The organism is Komarekiella delphini-convector SJRDD-AB1, from assembly GCF_014831675.1.
GTDB lineage: Bacteria > Cyanobacteriota > Cyanobacteriia > Cyanobacteriales > Nostocaceae > Komarekiella.
This window is the reverse complement of the sequence record NZ_VJXY01000041.1, coordinates 65,126-74,923: the sequence shown is the minus strand read 5'-3', so window position 1 is coordinate 74,923 and position 9,798 is coordinate 65,126. Positions and strand designations below refer to the sequence as shown.

General features: G+C 41.2%; 11 protein-coding genes and 1 tRNA gene. 8 read left to right on the top strand and 4 right to left on the bottom strand.

What is annotated here, in order from left to right; all coding sequences use genetic code 11:
* Together FNW02_RS27620 and psbC are read left to right on the top strand one after the other, a co-directional pair.
* Positions 1–377: photosynthetic reaction center family protein (locus tag FNW02_RS27620; protein WP_461824391.1), on the top strand; the 377-nt coding region annotated here is incomplete at its 5' end.
* Positions 361–1,752, top strand: coding sequence for a photosystem II reaction center protein CP43 (gene psbC, locus FNW02_RS27615; RefSeq protein ID WP_191760673.1), 1,392 nt, complete (start codon positions 361–363; stop codon positions 1,750–1,752). The genes FNW02_RS27620 and psbC, both read left to right, overlap by 17 nt.
* A 123-nt stretch (positions 1,753–1,875) precedes the next feature.
* On the opposite strand, the gene FNW02_RS27610 is transcribed toward psbC, so the two are convergent.
* Positions 1,876–2,730 (bottom strand): DUF72 domain-containing protein, encoded by an 855-nt coding sequence (locus tag FNW02_RS27610; protein WP_191760672.1) that lies wholly within the window; start codon positions 2,728–2,730, stop codon positions 1,876–1,878.
* A gap of 186 nt (positions 2,731–2,916) precedes the next feature.
* Positions 2,917–3,285: a cyclic nucleotide-binding domain-containing protein gene (locus tag FNW02_RS27605; RefSeq protein ID WP_191760671.1), complete on the bottom strand. Its 369-nt coding sequence runs from the start codon at positions 3,283–3,285 to the stop codon at positions 2,917–2,919.
* 671 nt (positions 3,286–3,956) lie between these two features.
* Here FNW02_RS27605 and FNW02_RS27600 point away from each other — a divergent pair.
* From FNW02_RS27600 to FNW02_RS27580, 5 genes are all read left to right on the top strand, one after another.
* A complete protein-coding gene (locus FNW02_RS27600) occupies positions 3,957–4,217 on the top strand; it encodes a hypothetical protein (protein ID WP_191760670.1) in 261 nt (86 codons plus the stop codon).
* A gap of 383 nt (positions 4,218–4,600) precedes the next feature.
* Positions 4,601–4,882 (top strand): hypothetical protein, encoded by a 282-nt coding sequence (locus FNW02_RS27595; protein WP_191760669.1) that lies wholly within the window; start codon positions 4,601–4,603, stop codon positions 4,880–4,882.
* 324 nt (positions 4,883–5,206) lie between these two features.
* Positions 5,207–5,467, top strand: coding sequence for a hypothetical protein (locus tag FNW02_RS27590; protein WP_191760668.1), 261 nt, complete (start codon positions 5,207–5,209; stop codon positions 5,465–5,467).
* Positions 5,468–6,138: 671 nt separating this feature from the next.
* The gene (locus FNW02_RS27585; RefSeq protein WP_191760667.1) at positions 6,139–6,399 is read left to right on the top strand and encodes a hypothetical protein; all 261 of its coding nucleotides are present in this window, start codon (positions 6,139–6,141) and stop codon (positions 6,397–6,399) included.
* Between the two features lie 484 nt (positions 6,400–6,883).
* The gene (locus FNW02_RS27580; RefSeq protein ID WP_191760666.1) at positions 6,884–7,150 is read left to right on the top strand and encodes a hypothetical protein; all 267 of its coding nucleotides are present in this window, start codon (positions 6,884–6,886) and stop codon (positions 7,148–7,150) included.
* Between the two features lie 212 nt (positions 7,151–7,362).
* Here the strand turns inward: FNW02_RS27580 and FNW02_RS27575 are convergent.
* Positions 7,363–7,435, bottom strand: a tRNA-Arg gene (locus FNW02_RS27575).
* 33 nt (positions 7,436–7,468) lie between these two features.
* The gene (locus FNW02_RS27570) at positions 7,469–8,653 is read right to left on the bottom strand and encodes a murein hydrolase activator EnvC family protein (protein WP_191760665.1); all 1,185 of its coding nucleotides are present in this window, start codon (positions 8,651–8,653) and stop codon (positions 7,469–7,471) included.
* 387 nt (positions 8,654–9,040) lie between these two features.
* Between FNW02_RS27570 and FNW02_RS27565 the strand changes: the two genes are divergently transcribed.
* On the top strand, positions 9,041–9,781 hold the full coding sequence (locus tag FNW02_RS27565; protein ID WP_191760664.1) for a DUF4386 domain-containing protein: 741 nt from the start codon (positions 9,041–9,043) through the stop codon (positions 9,779–9,781).
* Positions 9,782–9,798: the final 17 nt, after the last annotated feature.

Here is a 9,798-nt window from a genome sequence, read left to right as displayed (position 1 = left end):
GAGCAAACACCTTCCGCGCCTTCAATCCCACCCAATCAGAAGAAACCTACTCAATGGTGACGGCAAACCGTTTCTGGTCACAGATATTCGGGATTGCCTTCTCCAACAAGCGCTGGCTGCACTTCTTTATGCTGTTTGTGCCAGTTACAGGCTTGTGGATGAGCGCCGTCGGCATCGTCGGTTTGGCACTCAACCTACGGGCTTATGACTTCGTTTCCCAAGAATTGCGGGCAGCAGAAGACCCAGAGTTTGAAACTTTCTATACCAAAAACATTTTGCTGAATGAGGGCATCCGCGCTTGGATGGCTCCTCAAGATCAACCTCACGAACAATTTGTATTCCCTGAGGAGGTATTACCACGTGGTAACGCTCTCTAATAGACCAAATATTTTAGGCGGTGCTGGACGCGACCAAGAATCAACCGGGTTTGCCTGGTGGTCTGGTAACGCGCGTTTGATCAACCTATCTGGCAAATTGCTAGGTGCTCATGTTGCTCATGCTGGTTTGATTGTGTTCTGGGCTGGAGCAATGACTTTGTTTGAAGTCGCTCACTTCATCCCTGAAAAGCCCATGTATGAGCAGGGCTTGATTTTGCTACCTCACCTAGCCACATTAGGCTGGGGTGTTGGCCCTGGTGGTGAAGTTATCGACACCTTCCCCTACTTTGTTGTTGGTGTACTTCATTTGATTTCTTCAGCTGTGTTGGGTTTCGGCGGTATCTATCATGCCGTCCGCGGCCCAGAAACCTTAGAAGAATATTCTTCCTTCTTTGGTTATGACTGGAAAGACAAGAACAAGATGACTAACATCATCGGATTCCACCTGATCATCCTAGGATGCGGTGCGCTGCTGTTAGTGCTGAAAGCAATGTTCTTTGGCGGTATCTATGACACCTGGGCACCAGGTGGTGGTGATGTTCGCATCATTACTAACCCCACACTGAACCCAGCAGTCATCTTTGGTTATCTGATCAAGTCTCCTTTCGGTGGCGAAGGCTGGATTGTTAGCGTCGATAACTTAGAAGATGTCATCGGCGGTCACATCTGGGTTGCCTTTATCTGTATTGCTGGCGGTATTTACCACATCCTTACCAAGCCTTTTGCTTGGGCGCGTCGTGCGTTCATCTGGTCTGGTGAGGCTTACTTGTCCTACAGCTTAGGCGCTCTTTCCTTGATGGGTTTTATTGCTTCCATCATGGTTTGGTACAACAACACCGTTTACCCCAGCGAATTCTTTGGGCCTACAGGCCCCGAAGCTTCTCAAGCTCAAGCTCTCACCTTCTTGATTCGTGACCAACGCTTAGGTGCTAACGTTGGTTCTGCACAAGGCCCCACAGGTTTGGGTAAATACTTGATGCGCTCTCCCACTGGTGAAATTATCTTCGGTGGTGAAACCATGCGCTTCTGGGACTTCCGTGGCCCTTGGTTAGAGCCTCTGCGTGGCCCTAACGGTCTTGACCTAGAAAAAATCAAGAACGATATTCAGCCCTGGCAGGCTCGTCGTGCCGCTGAATACATGACCCATGCTCCTCTGGGTTCCTTGAACTCTGTAGGTGGCGTGGCTACGGAAATTAACTCCTTCAACTACGTGTCTCCTCGCGCTTGGTTGGCGTGTTCACACTTCGTACTAGGATTCTTCTTCCTAGTTGGTCACTTGTGGCACGCTGGTCGGGCTAGAGCAGCCGCCGGTGGTTTCGAGAAAGGTATTAACCGTGAAACTGAGCCAGTGATGTTTATGAACGACCTCGACTAGGTTGTAAACTTTGCTTCATCACTGACAATTAAATAGTTTAGGGGCTCTTGTGTCAAAACAAGAGCTTTTTTTATCACTTATAGGGAATTGCAGTGATTTTAATTGCTTAGCTAGTAAGTATTATCACCATAAACTCAGCTGATTGGGGGGATGCTGAAGGTGATTCCAAGGCAGAGGCGGAACTGCTACATCGTTCTGTTCTAACAGCTGTTGGAAGTAACGCGCTGTGCTGGGCGATCGCTCCTCTATGGGACAATGAACAAAGAAATAAATTCGCACTCCCGCTTGCAACCACTCCTGAATCTGCGTCACCCACTCTTCCATAAAAGGTTGATTCACTAGCAAATTCGGATGAGAAATAAACCGAATTAGGCTGAAAGGTGCTGTAACACTGAATTGTAATGGTAATTTGGGTTTGCGTCTTTGTGATTGTAACTGGGAGTCATCATCTCCAGTGTAGATAGGGCGCGAGTCTAATAGCACTCGCCCTACACCTAGCTTTTCTAATACCGCAGTCAAACTACTAGCATAGGGTTCCTTGAACCAGTCAGGATGTCGAACTTCTAGCGCTAGAGGTGTGTTTGTGCGCGGCCAAGCTTCTAAAAAGGTAGTTAAATCATCGAGCAATCCAGGTGCATAACTGGGTGGTAACTGAGCAAATGTTGGCCCAAGATGCTTTCCTAAAGGACGCATTCCCTCTAAAAATTTTAAAGCAGCAGGGATATACGGTTGCAGTAACCCTTGATGGGTAATATCTCGTGGTAACTTCAAGCAAAATTCAAAGCCTGGTGGTGTTTCGGCAGCCCAACGAGTGACAGTATCTTGGTTAGGCACAGCATAGAAGGTAGTGTTACCCTCCACAGTGGTGAAGCGACGGCTGTAGAGATGCAGAAAATCAGTAGTACGAGTTCCTTGGGGATAGAGTTCACCCACCCAACCTTTATATGCCCAAACAGCACAACCAATAAAAAATTTCACAGCGCCCGAAAGCCTTGAGTTTTCATATTTAATTGTACAGGCAGGTTCTAGGAATGGATGAAGCGGGCTATGGCTAGCTTGAAAAAGTCCTGTCTATTGAAAAAGTATGAGCTACGAAACAATGAAGACCAGCGTGATGCTGAGCTCCATTGTTCTGATTAATCTTGGTTTTGCTGACTAAGCGCTCTAAAGCATGTGCTCCACGCGACTCAAGCGTTCTGAATAACTTTTCATCACCTTTAAGGAGAACACGGGTGTTTCTTGAACGGCAAAGAGAAACCCTTTCTCATCTAGGAAGGCAAGTTTGCAGTCTGTTTTGGCAATAGCTGTATAAGTTCTATTTTTTACCCCAACAAGTACCCCAACACCAAAAACTTCGCCTGTCTCAATTGTCTCTACAACCTTACCATTGACAAATATATCGACTTCTCCTTCCAGGATGCCGTACATGAAATCACCAGACTGTCCTTCTTCAAAGATGATTTGACCTGCTGAAAATACCTGAGGGCTAGGTTGTTTTTGAAAGATACCGACTGTTACTACAGGACTTAACATTAGAGCAATCCTAAAATTCTTGGTTTTTAGACGAAATCTTTAGATAGGCAATATGAGAGCCGAGAAAAGTATACTACTTTCTATTGATTAACCGAATTCAGTACTAAGTGCTGAGAATGAGGTACTGAGTTAGGTAAAAACTACTCAGGACTAAGGCACTCAGTACATGCCTCGCAAGAAAGTTAAGTTGGCGGTCTTTCAACTCAGCACAAGCTAAATGCCCCGCTACCGCTCTAAGCGCAGCCATGCCCGCAGGGCTTTACGGTACTCGATACTCTTCATTAACTCCCACTCTCCGAAAAAATTTCTGTTTATTGTCCTCAGCCAGTAGCAGCCCTCTGAGATGTCGTAGGTAATTACAATGTTCTAAAGCTTCAAGGTTGAGTATTCAAATATATACCTATGTTGACAGTTTTGAATGCTGAGAGAAAGCAAAAAGACTTTCTTGACGTTTGACATTTAAATGTAATTTTGTATTAATTTTGTTTTAAGCAAATAGCTAAGCTAATAAATACTATAAAAATCATCAGTTTCAAAGACGAAAATCATTTAATTATGTCTCAATAAAATAGATTGATTATATGAAAAATTCATATCATAGTCTGATTAGATGCTGATTCATAAAGTAGAATTTAAAAGTCAAACTGACTTAATAATTCCAAGGTAAGGTTATGGCTAAAATAGTAATTTTTGACTTTCATCTGAGTGATATAGGTACATTTATACATGAGTTGGCTTCAGCGGAAGCAGAGACTTTATCGGGTGGTGCTAGCGTTACTGGTTCTCCTTACACTGTTGCGCGTATATTGACTATTCATGACGGCATTAATCGTGTAGAAACTAACTATACCGCTGGAGGCGGCATTCACGATAATAACTATAACTCCATAGACAATTCAGATCAGGTTTATATTTGGGCCTATGGGATTTAGTTATTAATAATTGATGCTGTGTTGCAGAAACTTTCAATCGCATCAATTTAAAGGTCAAGCCTGTGCCAAATTCCATAGTTACTACCCAGTGAAGACCAGATAAACTAATCCAAAAGGTACTATGTTGATGGTGCGTGAACGAAAAGAGAAGTCTGAGGGTCGGCTTACTCTGTAGACGCCCGCAAGGCGACTTGTCGAAGAAAGACATCAGAACTTCTCCTATGTCGGCTTGGCTTGCTTCCGGTAGGGGGAAAATGGGCGCTCAGAGCTTCTGGAGCGGCGAATCAAGATATGAAGTACATAATTTTATCAACTTATTTGTTGGCAATTTCGCTCCACTCAAGTAGCAAAACTGTTTATAACCTGACCAAGAAATTAAGACAATGGCTAAAATAGTAATTTCCGACTTACATCCTATTAATGCAAAGCCGTTTTTGCATGACTTAACTTCAGCACAAATAGATGCCACATTAGATAGTTGTCTTCAGCATTTGTGGGGTGGTAATTCAGAAATCGAGTTAACCACTGTTCATGATGGAATAAACAACACATCATCTACATCTAATGGCCCTTTTGGTATATATGACAATGAGCTTTTGACCCTTGACTTTTCCAGAATGACTATCTATTTGGTTTTCTTGATGCCTAATTTTAGGGGTTCTTAATTGCCAGCGATACGCTCTTGCTTAAAAAGCTAAAAGTCAGAATTCAGAAAAAACTGTCTTGTGCTGCTTTTGCCGCTTAGAAGTTTGCAGATGTTAGGAGTCTTTTATCTTTTGGCTCCTAACTCCTTTAATTTAAGTTTTGACTTATCAAGTATTTTCTATGAACTACTATAATAAATTTTAATTTTAAAGACAAAAATTATTTAATTATGTCCTAATAAAACAGATTAATTATATGAAAAATTCACATCATAGTTTGATTAAAACCTGATTATTGAAGTAGAATTTAAAAGTAAAACTGACTAATAATTTCAAGGTAAGGTTATGGCTAAAATAGTAATTTTCGATTTTCATCTGAGTGATGCAGGTACATTTTTACATGATCTGGCTTCAGCGGAAGCAGAGACTTTATCGGGTGGTGCTAGCGCTACTGGTTCTCCTTATACTTTTGCGCGTATATTGACTATTCATGATGGCATAAATCGTGTAGAAACTAACTATAGCGCTGGAGGCAGTATCAATGATAATAACTATAACTCCACAGACAATTCAGATCAGGTTTACATTTGGGCCTATGGGATCTAATTATTAATAATTGATTCGGTTGTATTGGAGAAACTTCCAGTTGCATCAATTCAAAGGTTAAACTTGTCCATTGACTTTTCAAGAATAACTATCTATTTAGTCTTCTTGATACCTAATCCTAGGGGTTATTACTTGCTGGTGATACGCTTTTGCTTTTGGAGCTAGAAGTCAGAATTTAGAAAAAACTCTCTCGAACAGCTTTTACTGCTTAGAAGTTTCAGAGTCAGAAGTTTTCTATATTTTGGCTCTGGATTCATTTAATTTTAGTGCTATATTTCATTGTTTAAAATATCTTTTTCAAGTTTAGTATCAGAAGCTTTAGAATTTTTAGGAACCCAAATATTCACAGGGAATCGGGCTATAAAATCTATCATATTTCCTACTTTGCCTACTAATTTGAGAAGCTATTCGAGCTTACAAAGCTTCCGAAATTAAGCTTTTATAAGCAGTTTACTATCAATATTTTCTCAAGTTTTGATAGAGTAAGCTTAAACTACTTGATAGTTGGGTTATTTTTAAAATATACTATCATTTTCAAAGACAAAAATTATTTAATTATGTCCTAATAAAACAGATTTATTACATCAAAACTTTATATTTGCTCTGATTAAATTTAGATTCAGGAAGTAGAATTTAGGAGTACAAATGACTAACAATTTTAAGGTAACATTGTGGCTAAAATAATAATTTTCGACTTTCATCTGAGTGATGCAGATATATTTTTAAATGAGTTGACCCCAGCGGAAGCAGAGATTGTATCGGGTGGCGCGATCGCTGGTGGTTATCCCTATACTGCTGGTCAGATATCGAGTATTCATGACGGTATAAATCGTGTAGAAGCTAACGTTCGCGGTCTAGGCAGCACCCACGATAATAACTATAGCTCGGTAGACAATTCAGATCAGGTTTTCATTAAGGCATTTCCGTTTTAATTATTAATAATTGATGCGGTTGTATTGCAGAAACTTATCGGTGAAATTCCTTGCTGGATAGCAGAAAGCCTAAAAGGCATACGATTTAAGCTCGGCTTTATTCAGATCCAAAAACCTAACCTTGAATCTTGCAAAAATTATCACTTTGTGGCAAAAACTTTTCCATACGTGATTAGTTTTGATAAAATCGAAAAAGTTAAAACCTGACCTTCATAAGAGTTTTAGTCTATAGGATTGCGAAACGCTAAAATGGATAAAGTTTAGCTAAGAGAAGATTTGAAAAGTCGCAAAGTATACTAGAAATCTCTCTATTAAAAAGTTTAGAGCACCTATATCAGGCGCTCAGAACTTCTGGAGCGGCGAATCAAGATACATGGCTTTAATTCTTGGAAGCGAAGTACATAATTTTGTCAAGCTATTTGTCAGCAATTTAGCTCCACTCAAGTAGCAAAACTGTTTATAACCTGACCAAGAAATTAAGACAATGGCTAAAATAGCAATTTCCGACTTACATCCTGTTGATGCAAAGCCGTTTTTGCATTACCTAATTTCAGCACCAATAGATGCCACATTAGATAGTTATTTTCAGCATTTGTGGGGTGGTAATTCAGAACTTGAATTAACCACTGTTCATGATGGAATAAACAACACATCATCTACATCTCATGGCCCTTTTGGTATATATGACAACAATATGTTCACTCTTGACTTTTCCAGATTGACTATCAATTTGATTCTCTGGATGGTCTAATTATTTGCCAATTACTAACTAGCTTTTATACAGCTAGCTGTGCAAATAGATCTATCTATTTGCACATTTTTTATTGTTTACTAATTCTTTTAAGGGCCAATACAAATTATGTATGAAGTCTACCCTGTAACCGCAATGATCGCTTAAATCTGTGAGTTTTTACACATCGTTTGTGAACCCTGAATAAGCTAATCTGGTGATTTTATAAAAAACGAGCGCGGAGGGATTTGAACCCCCGACCCACAGAACCGGAATCTGTTGCTCTATCCACTGAGCTACGCGCCCTTATCCCGCTTGATTATAACACACTTTTTTGCGCTACAGATAATCGGCAGGGTTTACGGGTGTGCCATCACGGCGAACTTCAAAGTGGAGGTGGGGGCCAGTCGATAAACCTGTAGAACCGACAGCAGCGATCGCTTGTCCTCTTTCCACTGTTTGCCCTTCGGAAACATACAACTCGCTGGAGTGCCCATACAGTGTAGTAATGCCTTTGCCGTGGTTGATAATTATCGCTCTGCCATAGCCACCATACCACCCGGCAAAAATCACTGTTCCTGAATCGGCTGCCCGAATTGTACTACCATAGCTAGCGGCAAAATCTAGCCCTGAATGAAAGCGGCGATAGCCGAGAACTGGGTGTATCCGCCAACCGAAGGGACTACTAGTTGATGCGTTGCTGGGATATGCCATGACACCAGTTCCCCGAATGATCACGCTTGTACGGCTATTTGTTTTTGCTTGTGCTGCTGCTACCTTTTGTTGAATCAAGACTTCCAAATTTTGGGAATCTTTATCTAGCTGGTTCTGCGCTGCTTCCAAGGCGAGGCGATCGCTATTTAAGCGTTGAATCAATTCTGACTGTGACTGCGCTTGCATTTGATAATCGGCTTTTTGTGCTAATAATTGCTCCCGAATCAAAGCAATTTCGTTTTTTTGGTGTTCTACGTCCGTTTTTTGTTTATTGATCAGGCTTGCCTGCTCGTTGAGTTTTGCCAAAATTTGCTGATCTGCTTGATAAACTAACTTCAACTGATGACGACGGCTGATAAAGTCACTGACAGTTTGACTTTGGAGTAAAACTGCCCATCCCACAGATGCCGGCGATCGCTGGAGATATCGCAATCGGGCTACTGTAGCTATCTGACGTGCCACATAAGAACTCTGCGCCGTAACTAAATCAGTTTCTAATTGCTGGAGGCGTTGATTAGCAAATCGTAATCGCAATTCGCTATCTTGAATGTAGCTGTTTGTGGTTTGTACATTTTGCTTTAAACCAGTGAGGTGATTTTGGGCGTCGTGTTGCAAATTGGTTAAGCGATCGCGTTCTTCAACTACACTCTGACGCTGCTGGTTCATTTGCTGCTGCTGTTGCCTTAAGGTGTCAATTGACGTTGCACGTACTGGCAATACTGAAATTAATGCCAAAAAAAACCATAAAACGCAGCAAAATGCAATATAAATGCCAAAAATTTTCTTTTTTTCTTGAAATCGCGCTCTCATAGTGTGAGCCTGAGCAAAATATTAGACTTCTTGCAGAAGTCGAAGAAAGGGTAAAGGTAAAAGTTTAAAGGCTTTGAATTTTCTTTTTCCCATTCCCCTTTAACCCTTACCCAGCATTTTGTAATCATGTATGAATGAGATATCTATTGCTTCTAAACACTATGAGGATTATTCCCAAAATCCCGCTCACTCCAACGCGCTAGCTGTCAAATTAGTCTGTCAAGTTGTAACACAAAGATTCTAGCTATGTCAGCATAGTTTTCTTCAGCGGCGTGATCAGTTAATTCTTTGGCGTACTCAGTCAATTCAAACTTTAGCAGAACCCATAAAGTTGAAGTGCAAGCAAAAAGCTGTGTACAACACCATTGAAAACAGAAGGTGCAAGCTTTGAATAGATTACAACTGCTGAAAATAACGGGTTTATTGTTAACTACTTTTGCCGTTTTAATCAATATTCCCTACTGGTTGCTGGTTCAGAATTTTGAGTATGATGACATCTTACGAAAACCCACCGATTATGTTTTAACTCAGTTTCACGCTGGCGGAGCTGGATTAATCTTGACCTGGTTTTGCTTCGGTCTTTTAACATTACTATTTATCCCTGCGGTAATTTTGCTGGGAAAGATGATTGGACGGGAAGACACGCCTTATCTAGCTTCTGTCACCCTCATGGGAGTGCTTTCCAGCATTTTACAAGCTGTTGGGTTAATGCGCTGGGCTTTTGTGATTCCGGTGTTAGCAACAATGCATGTCAATGCCACAACTAGTGATGCAACCCGTGCAGCAGTAGCAGTAGTCTACCAAGTGGTTCATCAATATGGTGGTGTGGTCATTGGTGAGCAGTTGGGACAGACGTTGCTTATTTGTTGGACGTTTGGAATTAGTTTAGCAATGTTGCGATCGCCTTTGTTTAAGCGGTGGGTTGGTTGGCTAGGACTAGCAACTTTACCATTTTGGATTTTAGGGCAAAGCGAATTGTTAGCTACGGTAATCCCGACAATCCCCAAATTAGAAGTTACGCCAATTGGATTTATGATGTGGGAAGTTTGGCTGATTGTCATAGGAGTTTCTTTACTGCGAACGAATAAACGTAGAGCAATCAACCAGCTTGGTTCAACACAGCGTTAGTTTAGATCGTGAAGGCT